The sequence below is a fragment of the Mesorhizobium sp. CNPSo 4688 genome (genome assembly GCF_057784295.1).
The window spans coordinates 367826-392576 of the sequence record NZ_JBWLUY010000002.1 but is presented as its reverse complement, the minus strand read 5'-3'; the positions used below and the strand labels follow the sequence as shown (position 1 = coordinate 392576).

General features: G+C 64.0%; 22 protein-coding genes and 1 pseudogene. 3 read left to right on the top strand and 20 right to left on the bottom strand.

Going from position 1 to position 24751, the window contains the following annotated elements; translation table 11 throughout:
- Nucleotides 1–74 precede the first annotated feature (74 nt).
- From AC04SH_RS04945 to rplS, 8 genes and pseudogenes are all read right to left on the bottom strand, one after another.
- Nucleotides 75–1272 (bottom strand): annotated as a pseudogene (locus AC04SH_RS04945) (GGDEF domain-containing protein).
- Between the two features lie 162 nt (nt 1273–1434).
- The gene (gene leuC / locus AC04SH_RS04940) at nt 1435–2844 is read right to left on the bottom strand and encodes a 3-isopropylmalate dehydratase large subunit (protein ID WP_477232455.1); all 1410 of its coding nucleotides are present in this window, start codon (nt 2842–2844) and stop codon (nt 1435–1437) included.
- 555 nt (nt 2845–3399) lie between these two features.
- Nucleotides 3400–4035: a class I SAM-dependent DNA methyltransferase gene (locus AC04SH_RS04935; RefSeq protein WP_488574142.1), complete on the bottom strand. Its 636-nt coding sequence runs from the start codon at nt 4033–4035 to the stop codon at nt 3400–3402.
- A 58-nt stretch (nt 4036–4093) separates the two neighbouring features.
- Nucleotides 4094–4909, bottom strand: coding sequence for an amino acid ABC transporter permease (locus AC04SH_RS04930; RefSeq protein ID WP_488574141.1), 816 nt, complete (start codon nt 4907–4909; stop codon nt 4094–4096).
- Nucleotides 4910–5073: 164 nt separating this feature from the next.
- The gene (locus AC04SH_RS04925; protein WP_488574140.1) at nt 5074–5874 is read right to left on the bottom strand and encodes a basic amino acid ABC transporter substrate-binding protein; all 801 of its coding nucleotides are present in this window, start codon (nt 5872–5874) and stop codon (nt 5074–5076) included.
- A 237-nt stretch (nt 5875–6111) separates the two neighbouring features.
- Entirely contained in the window at nt 6112–6609 is a 498-nt protein-coding gene (locus AC04SH_RS04920; RefSeq protein WP_488574139.1) for a MarR family winged helix-turn-helix transcriptional regulator, read from the bottom strand.
- Nucleotides 6606–7034 (bottom strand): organic hydroperoxide resistance protein, encoded by a 429-nt coding sequence (locus tag AC04SH_RS04915; RefSeq protein ID WP_488574138.1) that lies wholly within the window; start codon nt 7032–7034, stop codon nt 6606–6608. The genes AC04SH_RS04920 and AC04SH_RS04915 overlap by 4 nt, the downstream gene beginning before the upstream one ends.
- 428 nt (nt 7035–7462) lie before the next feature.
- Complete coding sequence (gene rplS, locus AC04SH_RS04910) at nt 7463–8014, bottom strand: 50S ribosomal protein L19 (protein ID WP_488574137.1); 552 nt, start codon at nt 8012–8014, stop codon at nt 7463–7465.
- A gap of 321 nt (nt 8015–8335) precedes the next feature.
- Between rplS and AC04SH_RS04905 the strand changes: the two genes are divergently transcribed.
- Entirely contained in the window at nt 8336–9088 is a 753-nt protein-coding gene (locus tag AC04SH_RS04905) for a sulfite exporter TauE/SafE family protein (RefSeq protein WP_488574253.1), read from the top strand.
- On the opposite strand, the gene trmD is transcribed toward AC04SH_RS04905, so the two are convergent.
- Both trmD and rimM read right to left on the bottom strand, forming a co-directional pair.
- Nucleotides 9070–9768, bottom strand: a complete 699-nt coding sequence (gene trmD, locus AC04SH_RS04900; protein WP_488574136.1) for a tRNA (guanosine(37)-N1)-methyltransferase TrmD — start codon at nt 9766–9768, stop codon at nt 9070–9072. The genes AC04SH_RS04905 and trmD overlap by 19 nt on opposite strands.
- On the bottom strand, nt 9765–10364 hold the full coding sequence (gene rimM, locus AC04SH_RS04895) for a ribosome maturation factor RimM (protein ID WP_488574135.1): 600 nt from the start codon (nt 10362–10364) through the stop codon (nt 9765–9767). The genes trmD and rimM overlap by 4 nt, the downstream gene beginning before the upstream one ends.
- A 96-nt stretch (nt 10365–10460) precedes the next feature.
- On the opposite strand from rimM, the gene AC04SH_RS04890 reads away from it, so the two are divergent.
- Nucleotides 10461–11399 carry a tyrosine recombinase XerC gene (locus AC04SH_RS04890; protein ID WP_488574134.1) on the top strand — a complete coding sequence of 313 codons (939 nt, stop codon included), beginning with the start codon at nt 10461–10463 and terminating at the stop codon, nt 11397–11399.
- A 62-nt stretch (nt 11400–11461) separates the two neighbouring features.
- Entirely contained in the window at nt 11462–12529 is a 1068-nt protein-coding gene (locus AC04SH_RS04885; RefSeq protein WP_488574133.1) for a TraB/GumN family protein, read from the top strand.
- Between the two features lie 737 nt (nt 12530–13266).
- Here AC04SH_RS04885 and lpdA read toward each other — a convergent pair.
- The 10 genes from lpdA to mdh form a co-directional block, all read right to left on the bottom strand.
- Complete coding sequence (gene lpdA, locus AC04SH_RS04880) at nt 13267–14673, bottom strand: dihydrolipoyl dehydrogenase (RefSeq protein WP_488574132.1); 1407 nt, start codon at nt 14671–14673, stop codon at nt 13267–13269.
- Between the two features lie 91 nt (nt 14674–14764).
- Complete coding sequence (locus AC04SH_RS04875; RefSeq protein WP_488574131.1) at nt 14765–15520, bottom strand: SDR family oxidoreductase; 756 nt, start codon at nt 15518–15520, stop codon at nt 14765–14767.
- The gene (locus AC04SH_RS04870) at nt 15517–16005 is read right to left on the bottom strand and encodes a hypothetical protein (RefSeq protein WP_488574252.1); all 489 of its coding nucleotides are present in this window, start codon (nt 16003–16005) and stop codon (nt 15517–15519) included. Before AC04SH_RS04870 ends, AC04SH_RS04875 begins: the two co-directional genes overlap by 4 nt.
- 75 nt (nt 16006–16080) lie before the next feature.
- Nucleotides 16081–17373, bottom strand: coding sequence for a 2-oxoglutarate dehydrogenase complex dihydrolipoyllysine-residue succinyltransferase (gene odhB / locus AC04SH_RS04865; protein ID WP_488574130.1), 1293 nt, complete (start codon nt 17371–17373; stop codon nt 16081–16083).
- Between the two features lie 60 nt (nt 17374–17433).
- Nucleotides 17434–20421, bottom strand: coding sequence for a 2-oxoglutarate dehydrogenase E1 component (locus AC04SH_RS04860; protein WP_488574129.1), 2988 nt, complete (start codon nt 20419–20421; stop codon nt 17434–17436).
- 141 nt (nt 20422–20562) lie between these two features.
- Nucleotides 20563–21465, bottom strand: coding sequence for a succinate--CoA ligase subunit alpha (gene sucD, locus AC04SH_RS04855; protein ID WP_477235587.1), 903 nt, complete (start codon nt 21463–21465; stop codon nt 20563–20565).
- Between the two features lie 12 nt (nt 21466–21477).
- Nucleotides 21478–21975 (bottom strand): DUF1579 family protein, encoded by a 498-nt coding sequence (locus AC04SH_RS04850; RefSeq protein WP_488574128.1) that lies wholly within the window; start codon nt 21973–21975, stop codon nt 21478–21480.
- 3 nt (nt 21976–21978) lie between these two features.
- Nucleotides 21979–22350, bottom strand: coding sequence for a cupin domain-containing protein (locus AC04SH_RS04845; RefSeq protein ID WP_488574127.1), 372 nt, complete (start codon nt 22348–22350; stop codon nt 21979–21981).
- A 4-nt stretch (nt 22351–22354) separates the two neighbouring features.
- Nucleotides 22355–23548 carry an ADP-forming succinate--CoA ligase subunit beta gene (gene sucC / locus AC04SH_RS04840; protein WP_203280382.1) on the bottom strand — a complete coding sequence of 398 codons (1194 nt, stop codon included), beginning with the start codon at nt 23546–23548 and terminating at the stop codon, nt 22355–22357.
- Between the two features lie 19 nt (nt 23549–23567).
- Nucleotides 23568–24536, bottom strand: a complete 969-nt coding sequence (mdh, locus tag AC04SH_RS04835; protein ID WP_112560100.1) for a malate dehydrogenase — start codon at nt 24534–24536, stop codon at nt 23568–23570.
- Nucleotides 24537–24751 lie beyond the last annotated feature (215 nt).

Here is a 24751-nt window from a genome sequence, read left to right as displayed (position 1 = left end):
CCGGTTTTCGGCTAAGATCATGCTCAAACAAATAGATAGGGCAGTTCGCCGTTTCCGTGAAACGGCGAGGCGTTCTAGCTGGCGCTGCCGGAATCCGGCATGAACACCGTTTCGGCCCGCTCATAGGACAGCCGCACGCTGTCGCGGCCGTTCTTCTTGGCCTTGTAGAGCGCCTCGTCGGCGCGTCGCATCAGCGGCTCCAGCCCTTCGTCGCCGGTGCGTGCCGCGACACCGAAGCTCGCGGTCACCCTGGTTCCCGGCGGCAACCCGTCGACGCCGCCGGCCGAATAGTGCGTGCGCACGGCTTCGGCAAACAGCCGCGCCGTGGCAAGGTCGCTCAGCGACAAAAGCACGGCGAACTCCTCGCCGCCGATGCGCCCGGCAACGGCGCGCGCGCCGGCGGCGGCACGAAGCTTGGCCGCGAAGTCGGCGATCACCTGGTCGCCCGCGGCGTGTCCGTAGCGGTCGTTGAGCGCCTTGAAGTGATCGAGGTCGGCCAGCACCAGCGCGACCGGCACCTTGGCGGCGGCGCAGTGTTGCAGCACCAGCAAGGCGCGCTCCTCGAACCCCCTGCGATTGAGCAGGCCGGACAGCGGGTCGGTATGCGTCTCCGTCTTCAGCGCCTTCATAACGTCGAGTGCTGCGGCCGAAAACAGGCAGAGCGCGATCAGCAGCGACAGCAGTGCGTGCGTCAGCAGTGCCGTCGTCCAGTAAGACGAGCCGTAAAACCCGTCATAGCTGGTGAAGGGCCCCGTGCGAGATGACGACGAGCAGCGTCCGGCCGATGAAGTTCAGCCCGGACAGCAGCGACAGCACGAACAGGATCTTTTCGGTCGGGCCATTGTCGCGCACGACGCGCAGCTCGGCGGCGACCAGCAGGCTGAGGCCGCCAAAGCCGAAATTGATGGACAGGATGCGCCAGGTGAGGTCCGGCTCCACGAACATGTACCAGCAGAATGCGGCCAGCCCGCCGCCGGTCAGAATACCGATTGCGATATACGGCACACGCCTGCCGTAGCGCGAGATGATCGCGCCGACGAGGCAGCAGGCGGCGAAGGTGAAGCAGAGGTTGGAGGCGAGCTTGGTCAGCACCATGCCGACGGGCAGCGTGAAATACTGCAGCAGGAAGCCGGGCGCGGACAGGCAATAGCTTACGCCGAGCACCGCCAGATAAGGCCGGTGGCGCTGATAGAACCACAGCACGAGGAACGCCGCGCCGAGCGCCAGCGCGATCGTCGGATTGAGCAGCGCAATGAACAGACCGGTGTCCAAAGGACAGTGACTTCCCCGCTTGACGTCGGGGAAGACCTTAGTGCGCAAGCCCCAACAAGCGGTTAAGCCAGAGCGAATATGCGGGCAGAGCGGATGAAAAAGGACCCCGGAACCGCGATGCGGTCCGGGGCCTGATATGGATTATGAACTGCGCGCCGGAAACTATTTCCAGTCGCGGATGTCGACGAAATGGCCGGCGATCGCCGCCGCCGCCGCCATTGCCGGCGACACCAGATGGGTGCGGCCCTTGAAGCCCTGCCGGCCCTCGAAATTGCGGTTCGAGGTCGAGGCGCAGCGCTCATGCGGCTTCAGCCGGTCGTCGTTCATGGCGAGGCACATCGAGCAGCCCGGCTCGCGCCAGTCGAAACCGGCGGCGATGAAGATCTTGTCCAGACCCTCGGCTTCCGCCTGTTCCTTGACCAGGCCGGAGCCCGGCACGATCATCGCATCGACATGCGCACTCACGGTCTTGCCTTCGACCACCTTGGCCACCGCGCGCAGATCCTCGATGCGGCCATTGGTGCAGGAGCCGATGAAGACGCGATCGAGCGTGATGTCGGTGATCTTGGTTCCAGGCGTCAGTCCCATATAGTCGAGCGCGCGGATCTTCGAGGTGCGCTTGTTTTCGTCCGTGATCTCTTCCGGATTGGGAACGACGCCCTGCACCGAAACCACGTCCTCGGGCGACGAGCCCCAGGAGACGATCGGCGGCAGCTTGGCCGCGTCGAGCACGACTACCTTGTCGAAATGCGCGCCCTCGTCGGACTGCAGTGTCTTCCAGTATTCGAGCGCGGCATCCCAGGCAGCGCCTTTCGGCGCGCGCGGCTTGTCCTTGACGTAGGCGAAGGTCGTTTCGTCGGCCGCGATCAGGCCGGCGCGGGCGCCGCCCTCGATCGACATGTTGCAGATCGTCATGCGGCCTTCCATCGACAGCGCGCGGATCGCCTCGCCGGCATATTCGATGACATAGCCGGTGCCGCCGGCGGTGCCGATCTCGCCGATGATGGCCAGGATGATGTCCTTGGCGGTGACGCCTTCCGGCAGCTGGCCGTCGACGCGCACCAGCATGTTCTTGGCCTTGCGTTGAATAAGCGTCTGCGTTGCCAGCACATGCTCGACTTCCGACGTGCCGATGCCATGCGCCAGCGCGCCGAAGGCGCCATGCGTGGAGGTGTGGCTGTCGCCGCAGACGATGGTCATGCCCGGCAGCGTAAAGCCTTGCTCCGGTCCGATAATGTGGACGATGCCTTGGCGGATATCGTTTTCGGAATAATACTCGACGCCGAAATCCTTGGCGTTCTTGGCCAAGGCCTCGACCTGGATGCGACTTTCCTCGTTCTTGATGCCGAACTTGCGCTCGGGCGAGGTCGATACATTGTGGTCGACCACGGCCAGCGTCTTTTCCGGATGCCGGACTTTGCGGCCGCTCATGCGCAGGCCTTCGAAGGCCTGCGGGCTGGTCACTTCATGGACGAGGTGGCGGTCGATATAGAGCAGGCAGGTGCCGTCGTCCTGGCGGTCGACGACATGGTCGTCGAATATCTTGTCGTAGAGGGTGCGCGGTGCGCTCATGTGCGTAAATCCGTCGATTTGCAAAAAGGGAAGAGATGAGGCGCCGGATAACGGCCGGCGCGCCGGACGGCTCAGCTAAGTCGGCTGGTAAGCGCGCCCGAAACGCGCGCGGAGAAACGCGACGGCAGACGTTTTCTGTCCTGCAGCACGAAACCCTTATAGGCCGGATCGCCAAAAAGCTCTTCCATGGCGTGGCTCATACCAATGTTTTGGCTTTTCGGCAATTGCGGAGAGCTCAGCAGAAACGTGCGTTACTCGCCCTCACTTCCGCACTTCGGAGGAGAGGAAGAGCGCCAAGGTCGGCGAACTCGCGCCTTTCCTCTCCCCCGTCGATCGGGGGAGAGGTGTCGAGCGAAGCTCGACGGAGTGGGGGTCGATCTGGCTCTGCCGTTGTTGCTTAAAACCGGGATGATGCTTCGCTTTGATTGAGCCATGGTGAGTTGTCAGCGGCGGCGCGATTGACGAGCGGCTTCCCCCACTCCGTCGCTGCTTCGCAGCGCCACCTCTCCCCCTCCGGAGGGAGAGGAAGGGCGCCAAGGTGGGCAAACTCGCCGCTCAAAGCACCTCGAACACAAAGGTCTTCACCAGTGCATCCGGCTCGGCGATGGCGTAGCAGCGGAACCACGGGCTTTGCTCGACGAGCCGCCATTTGTTCGCTGTCGTGAGTTCATCAAAGACGGCTTGAAAGCCGCCGCTTTCGAACACCTGGTCGCGCACGGTGAAAATGGCGTGGCCACCCTTCCTGGTGATGCGCACAAGCTCGTGCAGGCCGGATGCCGGCGCATGGCTGATGGTGAACACGCCGGTCGAGAAGAAGGCGCGGAAATGTCCGTCGGGCCAAGGCAGTGGGCCGCCAAGCATGGCCCGTTTCAGCTCGCCATAGGCATTGCGGCTGCCGGCGATCTTCAGCATGTCGTCGGAGAGATCGAGCCCGGCAATGTCGTGATAGCCAAGCGCCTTGAGCGACGGGCCCGACAGGCCGGTGCCGCAGCCGGCGTCGAGCAGCGGGCCCTCGCCTGCCGGCACATGGCGCGCCACCCAGGCGGTGATCAGGAACGGCAAGAGATAGCCAAGCGAGGCGGTCTCGCTGTCATAGGTCGCGGCCCAGTCGGCATAGGCCTTGGCCAGCCCTTCCGGCGTGTCGGCCGAATAGACGGAGTCCAGCGCCGCGTTGGCCTTGTCGACATTCATCGCTTGCATCCTCCCGGCAGTATCTGGTCTCGATCGTAGCCCAGTCTCCGCGGGACTTCTATTTCTCGTGCGCGCGGCGCAGCCGCTTCTCCAGCGCCCGCAGCGCCAGCGACAGGCCGACGGTCAGGATGAGATAGATATAGGCGACGATCGAATAGGTCTCGAAGAAGCGGAACGAGCCTGCGGCGTAGATCTTGCCCATCTGGGTGATGTCGGCGACGCCGAGCACCGAGACGAGCGAGGAATCCTTGACCATGGCGACGAAGTCATTGCCGAGCGGCGGCAATATGGTGCGGATCGCCTGCGGGAAGACGATCAGCCGGAAGCGCTGCGTGCGCGATAGCCCGAGCGCCTTGGCCGCCTCGATCTGGCCCTTCTCCACCGACTGGATGCCGGCGCGAAAGACCTCGGATATGAAGGCCGAATAGCCGATGGTCAGCGCCATGACGGCGCGCCACAGCAGCGAGACGTCACGCACCAAAAGCTCGCCCATCAGGCCGGCGTTTTGCAGCGGCGCGATCAGCGCGTTCCATGCCGCCACGAAAGCCGGCGCACCGGCAAAGGCGATCCAGAACAGCAGCACCAGGATCGGTACGCCACGGATGATCTCGACATAGAAGCGCGCGATTTGTCTGAGCCAGCGCGACCCCGACAGCCCCATCAAGGCGATGCCGAGCCCAATGGCCGAGGCCAGCGCAAAGGCGACCACGGTGACGAAGACGGTGATGCCGATGCCCTTGGCGACGGTGGCGAAAACCTGGGCGTAAAGATCGCTGGCGGCAATAAAGAGCGCGGCCAAGACGGCAAGCACGATCGCGGCGGCAAGCCACCAGGGGAAGTCGGCTTTGGGGGCGGAGACGGGGGGCGTGGCCATCAGGGCGCTTTACCCTTCCCCTTGTGGGGAGGGTCGGCGAACAAGCTTTGCATCGCAAAGCTGGTGAGCCGGGGTGGGGGTGGTGACAAGGCGCCGGCGCTGGCACCCCCACCCCGCTTCGCGGATCGACCCTCCCCACAAGGGGGAAGGTAAGGCGTCGGACATCACTGCCCCATCTTGTAATCAAGGAACCACTTCTTGTTCAGCGCTTCCAGCGTGCCGTCGGCTTTGAGCGCGGCGATCGCGGCGTTGACCGGTTTCACCAGGTCCGAGCCTTTCGGGAAGATGAAGCCGAAATCCTCGGTGCCGAGCGGTCCACCGATCAGCTTGAGCTTGCCTTCGGAGGCATCGACATAGCCCTTGCCGGCGGTGCCGTCAGTCAGCACGACATCGACATCGCCCGACTTCAGCGCCTGCACGGTGGCGCCGAACGTCTCGAACAGTTTGATGCGCGGGTTCTGCTCATTGCCGTCGAGCACGCTGTAGACGGCGGTGTAGAACGGCGTGGTTCCGGCCTGTGCGCCGATCAGCCCGTCCTTGAAGTCGGCGAAGGTCTTGGCGTCGGTGAAGCGGCTTTCGTCGCCGCGCACCAGCATGAACTGTTCCGAACGCATATAGGGGTCGGAGAAATCGACCTTCTCCTTGCGGTCGTCCTTGATGGTGATGCCGGTCATGCCGATGTTGTACTGGTTGTCGGAAACCGCCTGGATCATCGCATCCCAGGAGGTGTTCTGGTACTCGACCTTGAAGTTCAGCCGCTTGGCGATCTCGTCCATCGCGTCATATTCCCAGCCGATCTGCTTGCCGGTCTTGGGGTCGATGAACTGCAGCGGCGGATAGGCGTTTTCCGTCACCACCACCACCTTCTTGCCGCCGAGGTCGGGCAGCGCATCGGCCGCCCATGCAGCGACGGGCGCGAGGAAACAGGCCAGCAGGCCGGCCAGCAGCAGTTTCGATTTGGTCATGATACACTCCAGGATGAGAAGCCCGCTTGCAGCCGGGCTCACATGAAAATCCAGGCGCGACTTTAGCCGTCCGCAGACGGCTTGCAAGCCGGTCCGGTGCTTAGCGTCCGGTGAAAGTGGATTCCAATGCCTTCAACCGGCGCGGTTTTAGAACGCCTCGCGGCCGGCATTTCTTCCGTGACCCGCCATGGCTAACCAGGCCGCTCCCGGACAGAAGGGAAACCGTCAAATGAAGGGTCAGGGTGTTGACGTCGCGTCACGCAATTTTGCGACAAAGCCGGTCAAGGTGCGGTGCAGCGATCTCAGCTCGTCGACTTCCAGCGGCATGGCGCATGCGAGCCCCGCTGACACATCCTTGATTCGGGCGCGCAGCGCCTGGCCTTTGGCTGTCGGTTCAACCAGCACGCGGCGCTCGTCGGCCGGATCGCGCCGGCGGGTGACGAGACCACCCGCTTCCATTCGCTTGAGCAGCGGCGTCAGCGTCGCCGAATCGAGCCCCAGGGCCTCGCCGAGCTCGCCGACCGTGCTCGGCGCATGCTGCCACAGCGCCAGCATCGCCAGATATTGCGGATAGGTGAGGCCGAGCGGGTCGAGCAGCGGCCGATAGAGCTTGGTCATCAGCCCGCTCGCCGAATAGAGCGCGAAGCAGAGCTGCTGGTCGAGGCGCGGAACAGCAATCGTCCCGGCGGTATCCGCCGGGACTTCACTTGCTCTGATTTCGGTCTTCGTCGTCATGCTGCCTTTGCCGCAAGCGCCACTGTCGAAAGCGCCACCTCGACATTGCCCCTGATCGCGTTCGAATAGGGGCAGATCTTGTGCGCTTCCGATACAAGCGCTTCCGCCGCCTCCTGATCAAGGCCCTTCGTCTCGGCGGCGAGCGCGACACCGAGCTTGAAGCCTTCGCCATTGGGAAGCAGGCTGACGGTGGCATTCACCGCCGCATCCGTGAGCGGCAGCTTCTGCTTGCGCGCGACGAAGCGGATGGCGCTTTCGAAGCACGCGGCATAGCCGACCGCGAACAGCTGCTCGGGATTGGTGGCGCCACCCTGCCCGCCGAGCTCCCTAGGCAAAGCGAGGTCGATCTTGAGCAGGCCGTCGCTGGTTTCGCCATGGCCGGCGCGGCCGCCGGTGACGCGGGCCTGTGTGGTGTAGAGTGCCATGTCAGTTCTCCAATTATCTTGTACACGATTATTTAGTACACAATGTAATGGACTATCAAGCCTCTCGCTGCTGTGTTTTCGCTATCTTTGAACGACGGCCGGAATCCCGGACTTCGTCATCCTAGGGTGGAGCAGTCGCGAAGCGCCGTCGCGGAAACCCTAGGATCCATGCCGTGACGGTCGACACGGGCACAGCGGTTCAGAATGACGGTGGCGCTCACCAGAGTCGGTTCTGCACCGCGCGACGCCTGGAGGTCGCGGCATGGATCCTCGGGTCTGCGCCGCGTCGCTGCGCTCCTTGCTTCGCCCGTGGATGACGAAGCACAGATGTCTCGGCCAATCGCCAAGGTGTCCGCAACCATGAAGAACTGTTCGCCAAACGAAAAAAGGCGGCCGAAGCCGCCTTTTCAAAATCCTTGGTCGAGATCTTATTCGGCCGGGGTCGTTTCCGCGGCGGCCTTGGCTGCTGCTTCAGCTTCGTCGGCGGCCTTCTTCTCGGCGGCTTCCTTGGCGGCCGTCTCGGCGGCCAGCGCCTGGGCGGCGGCTACCTTCTCGGCTTCGATGCGGGCCTTCTCGGCGTTCAGCGCATCGCGCTCCTCATCGTTCAGCTTGCGGGCGCGCACGCCGGTGTTTTCCGAAATACGGGCCGACTTGCCGCGACGGTCGCGCAGGTAATAGAGTTTGGCGCGGCGCACCTTGCCGCGGCGCACGATCTCGACGCCCTCGACCATCGGCGAGAAGACCGGGAAAACGCGCTCGACGCCTTCGCCATAGGAGATCTTGCGGACGGTGAAGTTTTCCTGGAAGCCGGCGCCGGAGCGGGCGATGACGACGCCCTCGTAGGCCTGGACGCGGGTGCGGGTGCCTTCGGTCACGCGGACCTGGACGCGCACGGTGTCGCCGGGCTGGAATTCGGGAAGCTTGCGCTTGGCTTCGATCTTGGCGGCCTGTTCGGCCTCGAGCTGACGGATGATATCCATCTCAATAGTCCACTTCTTGTTCTTCCGACAGTCAGAGCGTCCGACACTCGCCTTGCAGTTCCATTGACCGCTCGGCTATGCCCTTTGTCGAAACATTGGGCAGGGGCGACTACACCGTCATTGTTGACGGGTCCGGTAGATATTTCTTCCGGTTCGGGCGGGCACATACAGCTATTTCACCTGTTTGTCACGCCTTGGCCCTGTCTTTTTTGGTCGCATGCCACCACGCAATCGTCCAGTGCAGGGTTGCGCCGACCCTCCAAGCTTCCTAAGCCGGACGACGCATACTTGTCCGGCGCCACTCTCATGACGATTTTCGACATGTCCGTTCTCGACGCGGCCCTGCTGTTTGCGGCAGGCTTTCTGTCGGGCGCATGCAACGCGGTCGCCGGCGGCGGCACCTTCATCACCTTCGGCGCCATGTCGCTGGTCGGCGTACCGCCGATCGTCGCCAACGCCACCTCCTCGGTGACGCAGTTTCCGGGCTACATCACCTCGACGCTCGCCTACTGGACCGACATCAAGCATTTCTGGCGCGGCGCGCTGCTGCTCTGCCTGATCTCGGCCGCCGGCGCGCTGGCCGGTGCCTTCATCCTGCTGGCGCTGTCCAACCCGTCTTTCCGCGTCATGGTTCCGTGGCTGCTGCTGGCCGCAACCGCCTTGTTCGCCGCCGGGCCGTGGCTGAAACCGGCGCCGAAGCCTGGGCATGAAGCCACGGTCGGCTCGCTGGCCGGTTCGCTGGCGCAGTTCGCCACCGCCATCTATGGCGGCTTCTTCGGCGCCGGCATGGGCGTGATGATGCTGGCGACGCTCGGCCTGACCCAGGCCGGCGACTATCACCGGCTGAATGCGCTGAAGAACATGCTGGCCGTGGTCATCGCCGCCGTTGCCATACTGGTCTTCGTCGGAGGCGGCGTCGTCGCCTGGCCGCAGGCGATCGTCATGATCCCCGGCGGCGCGCTCGGCGGCTATGCCGGCGTCTGGATCGCCAAGCGCGTGCCGCAAAACGCGGTGCGCGGCTTTGTCGTCGCCGTCGGCCTGTTTCTGGCGTTCTACTACTTCACCAAGGGGTGAGCGCCCAGTAAATCCGGCCGCCGCTCCTTGGTCAGCTTCTCGGATTCCGTCCGGCGCCAGGCAGCAATCTTCTTGTGGTTGCCGGAGACCAGGACCTCGGGGATCGGCCTGCCCTCAAATTCCTGTGGCCGCGTGTAGTGCGGATGTTCGAGCAGGCCGTTCTCAAAGCTTTCCTCTTCGCCCGACACCGCATTGCCCATGACGCCGGGCAACAGCCGCACCACGGCGTCGAGCAGCACAAGGGCGGCCGGCTCGCCGCCGGAGAGGATGAAGTCGCCGATGGAGACCTCCTCCAGGTTCCGCGCCTCGATCAGCCGCTGGTCGACGCCTTCGAAGCGGCCGCAGACGATGACGGCGCCCGGCCCGGCCGCAAGCTCGCGCACGCGCGCCTGCGTCAGCGGTTTGCCGCGCGGGCTCATCAGCAGTTTTGGCCGCGGATCGCCCTCTGGCGCCGTGTGGTCGATCGCCTTGGCCAGCACATCGGCGCGCATCACCATACCAGCGCCGCCGCCGGCCGGTGTGTCGTCGACCGTGTGGTGGCGATCCTCGGCGAAGGTACGGATCTGGACCGCTTCCAGGGACCACGTACCTGCCTCCAGCGCCCGCCCGGCCAGCGACACGCCGAGCGGACCCGGAAACATCTCGGGATAGAGCGTCAGCACCGATGCCTTGAACGTCACCGGTTGCCTCCGGCGTCCTTGGGTCCGCGCGGCCGGCCCTTCGCGTCGAAGCCCTCCTCGCGCGGCGCATCGCCGTCCTCGTCGTCGATCAGGCCGGCGGCGGCCGGATCGACGCGGACAAAGCCCTCGGCAACCACCACCTGTGGCACGGCGGCCTGGGTGAACGGGATCAGCACGCCTTTGCGCCCGCCGAGTGTAACGTCGAGAATGTCGCCGCCACCGAAATTGTGCACGGCGACCACCTTGCCGATGACAGCGTCCTTGTCGTCGCGGACCTCGAGCCCGACGAGATCGGCGTGGTAGAACTCGTCCTCCTCGCCATCGTCCGGCAGCATCGAGCGGTCGACGAACAGCTCAGTGCCAGCCAGCGCCTCGGCGGCATTGCGGTCGGCAATGCCCTTGAAGCGCACCACGACGACCGTGTTGGCGGGCCTTATGTCGATGATCTGGAAGGCGCGGCCGTCCTTGGCGTAGAGCGGCCCGTAATCGGCCAGCGCCAGCGGCTCGCCGGTGAAGGTCTTCACCCTGAGTTCGCCCTTGATACCGTGGGCGGCGCCGATCACGGCCATCTGGACGGGGTTCTGGGGCTTGCTCATGGCTGATGTCCTTTGCCCTGCTCTAACGCCCTCCCGTGGCCATTTCAATGACAGCTTCTTCACCGCTTCCTAACCCGGCTGTCTGACAATGGCCGCATGCAGGAATTTCTCATCCCGGCAAAACCCGACCTCCAGGCAGCGCGCGAGAGCTGGCTGAAGATGCTGGCCCGCGAACGCCGGCTGTCGCCGGCGACGGTCGAAGCCTACGAGCGCGATACCAGACAGTTCCTGCATTTCCTCACCGGACATTGCGGCGGCTCGCCCGGCATTGCCGACATCGCCACGCTGCGCCCGGCCGATCTGCGTGGCTTTCTTGCCGCGCGGCGCAACGCCGGCGCCGGCGCCCGCACGCTCGGCCGGGGTCTTGCCGGCATCCGCTCGTTGCTGCGTTTCCTCGAACGGCGCGGTCTCGCCAACGCAGCGGGAGCAGCAGCACTGCGCGCGCCGCGCCAGCCGAAATCGCTGCCCAAGCCGCTCACCGCCAGCGACGCAAAACATGTCGTCTCGGTGGAAGGCCAATTGGCGGAGGAGCCCTGGATCGCCGCCCGCAACGCCGCCGTGCTGACGCTGCTCTACGGTTCGGGCCTGCGCATTTCCGAAGCGCTTGGCCTCAGTGCCGTCGACCTGGCCTCGGAAGCCGACACCGTGCTGCGCGTCACCGGCAAGGGCGGCAAGACGCGGCTGGTGCCGGTGCTGCCGGTGGCGCTGCGCGCCATCGCCGAATACCGCAAACTGTGCCCCTACCATCTCGACCCCAAGGGCCTTTTGTTTCGCGGCGCCCGCGGCGGACCGCTCAATCCGGCCATCGTCCAGCGCGACATGGCCAAACTGCGCTCGGCGCTCAACCTGCCGGATACCGCCACCCCGCACGCGCTGCGCCACTCCTTCGCCACCCATCTGCTCGGCCGCGGCGGTGACTTGCGCACCATCCAGGAGCTACTCGGCCACGCCAGCCTGTCGACGACACAGGTCTACACCGGCGTCGACACCGCAAGGCTGCTCGAAATCTATGAGTCCGCCCACCCAAGGGCGTGAACTCTTCAAATTTGCGGCGCCGATTAACCGTTTCGCCGCTTTTCGGTCCTAGAAAAGCGATCATGAAACGCGTCATCGCCATCGCCGACCGCGCGGCCCTTGCGTCGCTGAAGCTGCTTGTCGCGCTCAACGCGCTGTTTTTCCTGTCTTTCCTCATCGTGCTGCTGCTCGCCGCCGGTAAGGCGCATGCCGACGTCCCGGTCTGCACCGGCGCTGATCTGCTGTCGGCCCTGCAGAAGGACGACCCCGCCACCTATGCCAGGATCGAGACCGAGGCGGCGGCGACGCTGAATGGCAAGGGCCTATTGTGGAAGCTGGAAAAATCAGGCGAAAAGCCATCCTTCCTGTTCGGCACCATGCACATGACCGACCCGCGCGTGACCGCGCTGCCGCCGGCCGCCAAGCGGGCCTACGACGACGCCGGCACCATCATCATCGAAACCACCGATGTGCTCGACAAGCAGAAGATGATGGAGGCCATGCTCAAGGAGCCCGAGCTGATGATGTTCACCGACAGCACCACGCTGTCGTCGCTGTTGTCGCCGGAGGATGCGGCGGTGGTGAACAAGGGGCTCGATGCGCGCGGCATTCCGCCGGCGAGCGTCTCCAAGATGAAGCCGTGGCTGCTGTCGGCCATGGTCGCGCTGCCGGTCTGCGAGGTCGCCCGCCAGGCAGGCGGCGCGTCGGTTCTCGACGTCAAGCTGGCTGAGGAGGCCAAGGCTAATGGAAAGCCGGTGGAAGGCCTGGAAACCGCCGCCGGCCAGCTCCGCGCCATGGCTTCGCTGCCGATCGCCTTTCACATCAAGGGGCTGGTTGAAACCCTGAAGCTCGGCGACAAGATAAACGACATCAACGAGACCATGATCATGCTCTACCAGCGCGGCGACACCGGCACGTTCTGGCCGCTCCTGCGGTCAATGTCCCCAGGCGAAGAGGACGACGCCGCAGGGTACGCCGCCTTCGAGCAGGCCATGATCACCGACCGCAACAAGGTGATGGTCGACCATGCCCAGCCGATCCTGGCCAAGGGCAACGCCTTCATGGCGGTCGGCGCCCTGCATCTTCCCGGCCCCGAAGGCCTGGTGGAGGATTTTCGCAAAGCCGGCTATACTGTCACTGCCGTCGACTGATCTGCGCGGCTCCTTGCCTGCCGAATCACGCAAGGCTCGGTTGTGTCTGGGTCCGCAGCTGATTCGCGGTCCGAAGACCAGGTTGGCACTATTCTTGGCGAAAAAGGACAGGTAAGCTCTTTTTTGCTCACTCGCGATTGATTTTGCGGGGGAAATACAGGCCACCGACCGGTTGCAGATCAGAATTTTCCTGCGTTCGGCGATTTCCAGGCCTAGTATGAAACCCGTTCAACGGTTGCGCGTTGATGGGTGTTGTTTGATGCTTTTCATCCACGGAGGACACTTTTATGTCGAACCCTAACGACCCGGGCCCGGCGCCCAAATCGGGCGGTGGCAGCGGCTGGCTGATCGCGCTGGTCGTCGTCATCCTTGCGATTGTCGCGTACTATGTTTTTGGAAGAAGCGGCGAGCCTCCGGCACCCGCCGAGCCGCCGGCAGCCAGCACACCGGCACCTGCGCCTGCACCAGCTGAGCCGATGAAGCCCGCCGAACCGGCTCCCGCGCCAGCCCCGGCGCCTGAGCCCGCTCCGGCACCGGCACCAGCCCCGGCTCCCGCGCCTGCTCCGGCCCCGGCGCCGGCGCCCGCACCGGCCAACTGATCAGGCCCCTGATTTCAACGAAGAACGGCCCGCTGCAAAGCGGGCCGTTTTATTTTTAGGGGCCTCTTGGCGAGCGTCGCGATCCTTCACCGCCCTCCTCTGCCGGACAGAGGAGGAGTGCTGTCCCTCCAGCAATTCCTAGATATGGATCGGCTTGAAGAACGTGGCCAGCGCCGCTTCCTTGACCGCTTCCGACATGGTCGGGTGCGCGTGGCAGGTGCGGGCTAGGTCTTCGGACGAGCCGCCGAACTCCATCAGTACCGCAGCCTCATGGATCATCTCGCCGGCGCCGAAGCCGACAATGTGGACGCCGAGCACCCGGTCGCTGACCTTGTCGGCGAGGATCTTCACGAAGCCGTCGGTGTGCAGCATGGCGCGCGCGCGGCCGTTGGCGGTGAACGGGAATTTGCCGATCTTGTAATCGATGCCGGCCTTCTTCAGCTCCTCCTCGGTCTTGCCGACCGAAGCGATTTCCGGGCTGGTGTAGACGACACTCGGGATGACGTCGTAGTTCACATGGCCTGCCTGGCCGGCAATGGTCTCGGCAACCGCCACGCCTTCATCCTCCGCCTTGTGCGCCAGCATCGGTCCGGCGATGACATCGCCGATGGCGTAGATGCCGGCGACGTTGGTCCTGAGATGCCCGTCGGTCTTGACCCGGCCGCGCTCGTCGACCTCGACGCCGGCTTCCTTCAGCCCGAGACTGTCGGAATAGGCCCGGCGTCCGGTCGAGATCAGCACCGCGTCGGCCTCGATGGTCTCGGCCGCCCCGCCCTTGACCGGCTCGAAAGTTACCGTCGCGCCCTTCTTGGCCTTGGTGACCCCGGTGACCTTGGCGCCGAGCTTGAACTCGAAGCCTTGCTTGGACAGCAGGCGCTGGAACTGCTTGGACACCTCGCCGTCCATGCCGCCCAGGATGGTGTCGAGGAACTCGACCACGGTGACCTTGGCGCCGAGCCGCGCCCATACCGAGCCCAGCTCGAGCCCGATGACGCCGCCGCCGACCACCACCAGTCGCTCCGGCACCTTGGCCAGCGACAGGGCGCCGGTCGACGACAGGATCACCTTCTCGTCGATGTCGACCTTGACGCCGGGAATGCCGGCGACATCCGAGCCAGTGGCAATTACGATGTTCTTCGTCTCGATCTCCTCGACCTTGCCGTCCTCAGCCGTCATCGAGACCTTGCCAGCGGCGACCACCTTGCCGGTGCCGCGGAACGAGTCGATCTTGTTCTTCTTAAACAGGAAGGCGACGCCGTTGACGTTGGCCGAAACGGTCGCGTCCTTGTGCGCCATCATCTTCTTCAGATTGAGTTTCGGCGCCGGTATCTCGACGCCCAGCGTATCGAAGGAATGGCCGGCCTCCGCGAACATCTCGGAGGCATAAAGCAGCGCCTTGGACGGGATGCAGCCGATGTTGAGGCAGGTGCCGCCGAAAGTGGCGTTCTTCTCGACCACCGCGACCTTCAGGCCGAGTTGCGCCGCCTTGATAGCGCAGACATAGCCGCCCGGTCCCGATCCGATGATAACGACGTCATAAGCCATGATGGGTGTCCTTCTTGCCTAGAGCATGATGCCGAAAAGTGTGAAGCGGTTTTCGGAGACCATCATGCTCTATCCCTTTGATTTGTGGCCTTCAGCGGCCGCCGCTAACATTCAGGATCGCGCCTGTCGTATAGGACGCTTCATCCGACAAAAGATAGAGAACCGCATGCGCGACTTCATCCGCCGTGCCGGCGCGTTTCATCGGCAGCATGTCGCGGAACCGCTCGACCCGGTCTGGCTGGCCGCCGGAGGCGTGGATCTCTGTGTCGATGATGCCCGGCCGTATCGCGTTGACGCGCACGCCTTCAGTCGCGACTTCACGCGCCAGTCCGAGCGTGAAGGTGTCGATCGCCGCCTTGGACGCGGCGTAGTCGACATATTCGCCGGGCGAACCGTGTAACGACGCCGCCGACGAGATGTTGACGATGGCGCCGCCCTGGCCGCCATTCTTCGTCGACATGCGCCTGATCGCCTCACGCGCACACACAAACGAGCCGATGACATTGATGCGCATCATGCGTTCCAGCCGCGCCAGGCTCATCTCGTCGACGCGCGCCTTGACGTCGACGACGCCGGCATTGTTGACTAGCGCGTCGAGTCGGCCATAGCCGCGATCGACGGCTTCGAACATGGCGACGATGTCGGCTTCGACGCCGACGTCGCCCTTGACGGCAAAAGCCTCGCCGCCCGCCGCCTCGATCTCGGCGACCAGCGCCCTGGCGGCCGCCTCGTTCGAAGCGTAGTTGACCGCCACGCGGTAGCCGGCCTTCGCCGCAAGCCGGCAGGTGGCCGCGCCGATGCCGCGGCTGCCGCCAGTGACCAGAAGAACCTTCATGGCCGCGCTCATTCCTGACAACCTTTCAGCAGAAACACATCCCACGGCAGTTTCGAGAAACCGTTGGCGCCGAAGGCCGACGACATTTGCAGCGATGGCCCGAGATCGGGAAAAATCAGGCTCTGCGGTGCGTCCGTGCCTTCCGCCGCCAGAAGCGCGATGTTGCCTCTGTCGTCGGCGCTGTAGATCACGCCCTGCCAGACCGTGCAGTAGGCAAGCTCGTCGCCGGTGACGTCGCCGGTCGGGCATTTGTACATCAGCGATCCGTGCGGCCGCGAAACACCTGATGTCCACATGACGATGCCGTCGAGCACGACGCCCTTGTCGAGCGCCATCTTGAAGGCGTTGGTGACGGTGGCCGCACCCATCGTTGGCCGGAAATCGATGCCGGCATCGCTCTCGGCATCGCCATAGACGGCAAGCGCCAGCGGGCAGGCGGCATGGGCTGTCGATACAGCTTGCGTGACGCCGACCGCACACACTGCCGTGAAAACCATTCCGGACCGGAAGCGCGAGGAATGGGTCGTCATGCGGCGGCGCAGTCCTTTCCCCGGCTCAAAACCGACCAGCCTCTAGAGATCAAGCACCAGCCGTTCCGGATCTTCCAGGCTGTCCTTTACGCGGACCAGGAAGGTCACCGCTTCCTTGCCGTCGACGATGCGGTGATCGTAGCTGAGCGCCAGATACATCATGGGCCGGATGACGATCTGGCCGCCGACCACGACGGGCCGGTCCTGGATCTTGTGCATGCCCAGAATGCCCGACTGCGGCGCATTGAGGATCGGCGTCGACATCAGCGAGCCGTAAACGCCGCCGTTGGAAATCGTAAACGTGCCGCCCTGCATGTCGGCGACCGACAGCTTGCCGTCACGCGCGGCAATGCCCAGCCGGCCGATGTCCTTCTCGATCTCGGCAATCGACATCTGGTCGGCATCGCGCACCACCGGCACGACGAGGCCCTTTTCGGTGCCGACGGCGACGCCGATATGGGCATAGTTCTTGAAGATGATGTCGGTGCCGTCGATCTCGGCATTGACCGAGGGAATCTCCTTCAAGGCGTGGGTGACCGCCTTGGTGAAGAAGCCCATGAAGCCGAGCTTCACGCCGTGCTTCTTCTCGAAGATGTCCTTGTACTTGGTCCTGAGCGCCATCACCGCTGACATGTCGACCTCGTTGAAGGTGGTCAGCATGGCGGCGGTCGACTGCGCTTCCTTCAGTCGGCGCGCGATGGTCTGGCGCAGCTTGGTCATGCGCACGCGTTCTTCACGCGAGGCATCGTCACCGGAGGAGGGCGCGCGCACCGCGACGGGCGCCGGTGCGGCTCTCGGCGTTTCAGCCGGCTGCGACGGTGCGCCCTTGGAAATCGCGTCGAGCACATCGCCCTTCAGCACCTGGCCGCGCTTGCCCGAGCCGGACACCTGGTCGACCGACAGATTGGCCTCGGCGATCAGCTTTGCGGCAGCCGGCGCCGGCGGCATGGTGCGGGGCTCGACCGGGCCTGCATCGCCCGCGATCTTGGCCGTCTCGGCGGCGGCCTGCTTGGTGGTATGCGCGGCGTCCGGACTCGAAGCCTGCGAGACGGCCTGCGGCTTGGCCTCCTGCTTGTTTGCAGGTGCGGCGGCGGCTCCGCCGGCCGAGATCGACCCCAGCAGCGCGCCGACGCCGACGGTCTCACCTTCCTTGGCGGTGATCTCGCCCAGCGTGCCGGCAGCAGCGGCAGGCACTTCCACCGTCACCTTGTCGGTTTCGAGCTCGACCAGCGGCTCGTCGACGGCAATGGCATCGCCGACCTTCTTGAACCACTTGCCGATGGTCGCCTCGGTGACGGATTCGCCGAGAGTGGGAACGCGGATTTCGGTAGCCATTGTGCCTGTCCGTTTCTTCTCTGTCTGTTCTGTGTGCCGAGCTATTCGCCCAATTCTGCTTTACTCACCAAGCGCGTCTTCGAGCAGGGCGGCGAGCTGCGCCAAATGCTTCGACATCAATCCGGTCGCCGGCGATGCCGCCGCCGGACGTCCGGTGTAGCGCACCCGCTGATGCTTGGCGTCGATATGCGCAAGCACCCATTCCAGATACGGATCGATGAACGACCAGGCGCCCATGTTCTTCGGCTCTTCCTGGCACCACACCATCTCGGCGTTGCGGAAACGCGACAATTCGGTGATCAGCGCCTTGGCCGGGAACGGATAGAGCTGTTCGACGCGCAGCAGATAGATATCGTTGATGCCGCGCTTCTCGCGCTCCTCATAGAGGTCGTAATAGACCTTGCCCGAGCACAGCACGACGCGGCGGATCTTGGAATCCTTGACCAGCTTGATCGCCTGGTTCTGCAGCAGCTGGGCATCGTCCCACAGCAGCCGGTGGAACGAGCTTTCGCCCGAAATCTCCGGCAGCGTCGACACCGCCCGCTTGTGGCGCAGCAGCGACTTCGGCGTCATCAGGATCAGCGGCTTGCGGAAATCGCGCTTCAGCTGGCGGCGCAGGATGTGGAAGTAGTTAGCCGGCGTCGTGCAGTTGGCGACTTGCATATTGTCTTCGGCGCAGAGCTGCAGGAAGCGTTCGAGACGCGCCGAGGAATGCTCCGGACCCTGGCCCTCATAGCCATGCGGCAGCAGGCAGACCAGGCCCGACATGCGCAGCCACTTGCGCTCACCGCTGGAGATGAACTGGTCGAACACGACCTGGGCGCCGTTGGCGAAATCGCCGAACTGCGCTTCCCACAGGGTCAGCGCCTTCGGCTCAGCCAGGCTGTAGCCATATTCAAAGCCGAGCACCGCCTCTTCCGACAGCATCGAGTTGATGACTTCGTAGCCCGCCTGCGCCGCCGACAGATTGTTGAGCGGGATGTAGCGGGTCTCGTCGCGCTGGTCGTAGAGCACCGAATGGCGCTGCGAGAAGGTGCCGCGCTCGGAATCCTGGCCCGACAACCGGATCGGGTTGCCGTCGAGCAGGATGGCGCCGAAAGCCAGTGCCTCGGCCGTCGACCAGTCGATGCCTTCGCCGGATTCGATCGCCTGGCGGCGGTTTTCGAGGAAGCGGATAATGGTCTTGTGCGCCTCGAAACCCTTCGGCACCTCGGTCAGCTTCTTGCCCATCTCCTTCAGCACCTTGACCGGTACGGCGGTCTTGCCGCGGCGCTGTTCGTCCTGGTTGTCGGCGGTGCGCAGGCCCGACCAAGCACCATCCAGCCAGTCGGCCTTGTTGGGCTTGTAGTGCTGGCCGACTTCCCATTCCGATTCCAGATGCGCGCGCCAGTCGGCCTTCATCTTGTCGAGTTCGGCCTGGGTGATGTGGCCCTCGGCGATCAGCCGGTCGCCATAGATCTGCACCGTTGTCTTATGGTTGCGGATGTTGGAGTACATGATCGGCTGGGTGAAGGCCGGCTCGTCGCCCTCGTTGTGGCCGAAGCGGCGATAGCAGAACATGTCCACGACCACCGGCTTGTGGAACTTCATGCGGAATTCGATCGCCACCTTGGCGGCGTGGACCGTGGCTTCCGGATCGTCGCCATTGACGTGAAAGATCGGCGCCTCGATCATCTTGGCGACGTCGGACGGGTAGGGCGACGAGCGCGAGAAGCGCGGATTGGTGGTAAAGCCGATCTGGTTGTTGATGATGAAATGCAGCGTGCCGGCGACGCGATGGCCGCGCAGGCCCGACAGGCCGAGGATTTCGGCGATCACGCCCTGTCCGGCGAAGGCGGCGTCGCCGTGCAGAAGCAGCGGCAGCACCTTGGCGCGCTCTTCCAGCGGCACGATCTCCTCGCGGCTGCGGCCGAACAGATAGTCCTGCTTGGCGCGCGCCTTGCCCATCACCACCGGGTCGACGATTTCCAGATGCGAAGGGTTGGCGGTCAAGGACAGATGCACCTTGTTGCCGTCGAACTCGCGGTCCGACGAAGCGCCGAGATGGTACTTGACGTCGCCCGAGCCCTCGACCTCGTCGGGAGCGGCAGAGCCGCCCTTGAACTCGTGGAAGATGGCGCGGTGCGGCTTGGCCATCACCTGCGACAGCACGTTGAGCCGGCCGCGATGCGCCATGCCGAGCACGATCTCCTTCATGCCGAGCTGGCCGCCGCGCTTGATGATCTGCTCTAGGGCCGGGATCAGGCCTTCGCTGCCATCGAGGCCGAAGCGCTTGGTGCCCTTGTACTTGACGTCGATGAATTGCTCGAAGCCTTCAGCCTCGACCAGCTTCTGCAGGATCGCCTTCTTGCCGGTGGCGGTGAAGGAGATCTCCTTGTCGGTGCCTTCGATGCGGGCCTGGATCCAGGCCTTCTCCTCGGGATCGGAGATGTGCATGAACTCGACGCCGAGCGTCGAGCAATAGGTGCGAGTGAGGATCTCCAGCATCTGCCGGATGGTGCCGAATTCGAGGCCGAGCACATTGTCGAGGAAGATCGGCCGGTCGTAGTCGGCTGATGTAAAACCGTAATTCTCCGGCGACAGCTCGTTATAGTCCTCGAGCGGCTTGGCGATGCCGAGCGGATCCAGATTGGCGTGCAGATGGCCGCGCATGCGGTAGGCGCGGATCATCATGATGGCGCGCACCGAATCGCGCGTCGCCTGGTGCACGTCGGCATCCGACAGCACGACGCCGTTGGTGACCGCTCTGTCCTTGACCTTCTTTTCGACCGTCCTCTCGACCAGGCCCCAATTGCCGTCGAGCGCCGACACCAGCTCGCCATTGGCCTGCAGCGGCCAGGAGGGCTTTGCCCAGGAGGCGCCCTTGGCGTTCTTGCGCACATCGCCGGCGTCGTCCTTCAGCGCCGCGAAGAAGTCCTGCCATTCGGGGTTTACCGACTCCGGATCATCCTCATAGGACGCGTAGAGCGCGTCGATATAGTCGGCATTGCCGCCATAGAGGAAAGAGGTGAGCGAAAACTGGTCGTTGGCCTGATCTTGTCTTGCCATTTTTGTCTGCGGAGCCTGGCTCCGTCTCCTTTGTTGGAGGGGAGTAGGGCAGTAGGGGAATAGGGCAGTAAGGAAAGCAAGCCGCGCTTATCCCGTCTGTCTTATTCCCCTACTGCCATACTGCCCTACTCCCTTACTGCCCTAACCCTTGATCGCCTCGACCAGCGTCGTGCCAAGTCGCGCCGGCGATGGCGATACTTTGATGCCGGCCGATTCCATTGCCGCGATCTTGTCTTCCGCGCCGCCCTTGCCGCCGGAGATGACCGCGCCCGCATGGCCCATGGTGCGGCCGGCCGGCGCGGTTCGCCCGGCAATGAAGCCCGCCATCGGTTTCTTGCGGCCGCGCTTGGCCTCGTCCTTGAGGAACTGCGCGGCGTCTTCCTCGGCCGAACCGCCGATCTCGCCGATCATGATGATCGACTTGGTCTCGTCGTCGGCGAGGAACATCTCGAGCACGTCGATGAACTCGGTGCCTTTGACGGGGTCGCCGCCAATGCCGACGGCGGTGGTCTGGCCGAGGCCGACATTGGTGGTCTGGAACACCGCCTCATAGGTAAGCGTTCCCGAGCGCGAAACAACGCCGACCGAGCCCTTGCGGAAGATGTTTCCGGGCATGATGCCGATCTTGCATTCGTCGGGGGTGAGCACGCCCGGGCAGTTCGGCCCGATCAGCCGTGAGGTCGAGCGGTCGAGCCGCGCCTTGACCCTGACCATGTCCATCACCGGAATGCCTTCGGTGATGCAGACGATCAGCGGAATTTCGGCCTCGATCGCTTCAAGGATGGCTTCGGCGGCGCCCGCCGGCGGCACATAGACGACCGAGGCGTTGGCGCCGGTCTTGGCCTTGCCCTCGGCGACCGAGGCGAAGATCGGGAGCGTCTCGCCCTTGGCGCCGGTCCAGGTCTCGCCACCCTTCTTGGGATGGATGCCGCCCACCATCTTGGTGCCGTGATAGGCCAGCGCCTGTTCGGTGTGGAACGTGCCGGTCTTGCCGGTCAGGCCCTGAACCAGCACCTTGGTGTTCTTGTCGATGAGAATGGACATCGGAGCCCTTTTCTAAAAACCGTTGATCGAGGAAGGCGAGACGCGCCGGTAGACGCCGCTCACCATGTCTTGCCAGCTGTCGACGCCGGCAGGTTTGAAATGCAGTCGCATGCGGTAGGCATCGGCATTGTCGAAACTGTACGTCGCGCGCGCTGAGCCGCGCGGCGACGACCGCTCCAGAACCAGATCATCGCCGTTCCATATGCCTGTGGCCGGCGAGGCCGGCACAAACCCCATCGAATCGAATTGATGCATGGTGACGAGGCTGTTCTGCTGGTCGAAGCCGAACACGCTGTGCGACCCGAACGAGACGGTGCCGTCGCGGCGCTGGCGATAGCGCTGCATCACGAACAGGCCGCCGAACTCAGCCTCTGCCAGCACTTCCGACGTCGCTGCGCCGCCATCGGCCCATTGCGTTTCCGCCACCTCTTCCTCGCCGCGCCACGCGCCGACCAGCGCCTGCAGGCGCTGGTGATCGGCCGAGAGCGAGGAAAAGGAAGCCGCGTTCATGGGTCAGAGCCGCTTCAGGTCGGTCACGGTGAGGTCGCTCTTGGCGTTGCCGGTGTTGAGCGTCGTTGCCGGCTCGAACATCAGCACCACCGGCTCCGCAGTCAGCGAACGCGGCCGGTGTTCGACACCCTTCGGCACGACAATGAAATCGCCCTCGCCAAGCTCGACCGGACCGTCGCGGAAATCGATGGCGATGCGCCCGCGCAGCACGAGGAAGGCCTCGTCCTCATGCTCATGCGCATGCCAGTCGAAGGTCTCACCAAACTTGGCGACCTTGGCCTGGCTGTCATTGACATCGCCGGCAATATGCGGATCGAAGACCTTCGTGATCTTCTGATCCGCCGCCTCGACGAGGTTTATCTTGCGCGGAGGCATCCGCTCAGCCCTTCACCGCCGCCACGATCTTCTTGGCTGCGTCGTCGAGATCATCGGCCGACACGACATTGAGGCCGCTGTCGTTGATGATCTTCTTGCCGAGCTCGGCATTGGTGCCTTCGAGCCGCACCACCAGCGGCACTTGCAGGCCGACTTCCTTGACCGCGGCAATGACGCCTTCGGCAATGATATCGCACTTCATGATGCCGCCGAAGATGTTGATCAAAATGCCTTTGACCGCCGGGTCCTTGGTGATGATCTTGAACGCCGCCGTCACCTTCTCCTTCGACGCGCCACCGCCGACATCGAGGAAGTTGGCGGGTTCGGCGCCATAGAGCTTGATGATGTCCATCGTCGCCATGGCAAGGCCTGCGCCGTTGACCATGCAGCCGATATTGCCATCGAGCGCGACATAAGCGAGGTCGTATTTCGACGCCTCGATCTCCTTCTCGTCCTCTTCGGTGGTGTCGCGCAGTTCCATCAGCTCGGGGTGGCGGAAGAGAGCGTTGTTGTCGAACGACACTTTGGCGTCGAGCACGCGCAGCCGGCCGTTCTTCATGACGATCAGCGGGTTGACCTCGAGCAGGCTCATGTCCTTTTCGACGAAGGCCTTGTAGAGGATCGGGAATAGCGTGGCGGCATCCTTGGCGGCATCGCCAGTGAGCCCCAGCGCTTCCACCAATATGTCGACGTCGATGCTCGTCACGCCGGCCAGCGGGTCGATGGCGCGGGTGATGATCTTTTCCGGCGTGTCGTGGGCGACGCCTTCAATGTCCATGCCGCCTTCGGTCGAGACGACGAAGGCGATGCGGCCGACCGCGCGGTCGACCAGGATCGACAGATAGAGCTCGCGCTCGATATCGGCGCCGTCTTCGATATAGAGGCGGTTGACCTGCTTGCCGGCCGGGCCGGTCTGCTTGGTGACGAGCGTGTGGCCAAGCATCTCATTGGCGTTGGCGACGACGTCGGCAACCGACTTCGCCAGCCGCACGCCACCCTTGGCGTCCGGGCCAAGCTCCTTGAACTTGCCCTTGCCGCGGCCGCCGGCATGAATCTGGCTCTTCACCACATAGAGCGGGCCGGGAAGCGCTTGTGCCGCGGCTTCCGCCTCGCTCGCCTTGAACACCGGCACGCCTTCGGCCACCGGCGCGCCAAAGCTCTTCAGCAGCGCCTTGCCTTGATATTCATGGATGTTCATCTGGATGGTCTCCGGGGGATCACTTCGAGGCGAGATGCGGGGCGATCTTGACGCAGGCCTCGGTCAGGCCCTGCACCGTCGCCACCGAAGCGTCGAACATCTTCTGCTCGCTCTTGTTGAGGTCGATCTCGATGATGCGCTCGACGCCGCCGGCGCCAATGACCACGGGAACGCCGACATAGGTGCCCTTGACGCCATACTGGCCCGAGAGATGCGCGGCGCAAGGCAGCACGCGCTTCTTGTCCTTGAGATAGGATTCAGCCATCGAGATGGCCGAAGCGGCCGGCGCGTAGAAGGCCGAGCCGGTTTTGAGCAGGCCGACGATCTCGGCGCCGCCGTCGCGGGTGCGCTGCACGATCTGGTCGAGCTTTTCCTTCGAGGTCCAGCCCATCTTGATGAGATCGGGCAGCGGAATGCCCGACACCGTCGAATAGCGGATCATCGGCACCATGGAATCGCCGTGGCCGCCGAGCACGAAGGCGGTGACGTCTTCGACCGAGACCTTGAACTCTTCGGCCAGGAAATAGCGGAAGCGCGCGCTGTCGAGCACGCCGGCCATGCCGACGACATGCGTCTTGGGCAGGCCGGAGAACTTCTGCAGCGCCCACACCATGGCGTCGAGCGGGTTGGTGATGCAGATGACGAAGGCTTTGGGCGCGTACTTCTTCAGCCCGGCGCCGACCTGTTCCATGACCTTCAGGTTGATACCGAGCAAATCGTCGCGGCTCATGCCCGGCTTGCGCGGCACGCCGGCGGTGACGATGCAGACATCCGCACCCTCGATGCCGGCATAATCATTGACGCCGGTCAGCCTGGAATCGAAGCCGTCGACCGGCGAAGACTGCGCGATATCGAGCCCCTTGCCTTGCGGAATGCCCTCGGCAATATCGAACAGCACCACGTCGCCGAGGTCCTTGAGGCCGATCATGTGAGCGAGGGTGCCGCCGATCATGCCGGAGCCGATAAGCGCTATCTTGTTGCGTGCCATGTGAGGAAATTTTCCCTTTGTCTGTGACGACGCCCAAATCTCTGGCGAACTGGTTGACGGCGTCGAGGAAGAGGCCGGAAGGCTGCGGAACCGCGAATTTCGCCGCATCCAGTAGCCCCGGCGGAAAATATATTCAATCGATTATTTTCGAGTGAATAATTTCAATCGGTTAGAAACATCGGGATTTACGTAAACGTCAAAGTTTGTAAGCCGAC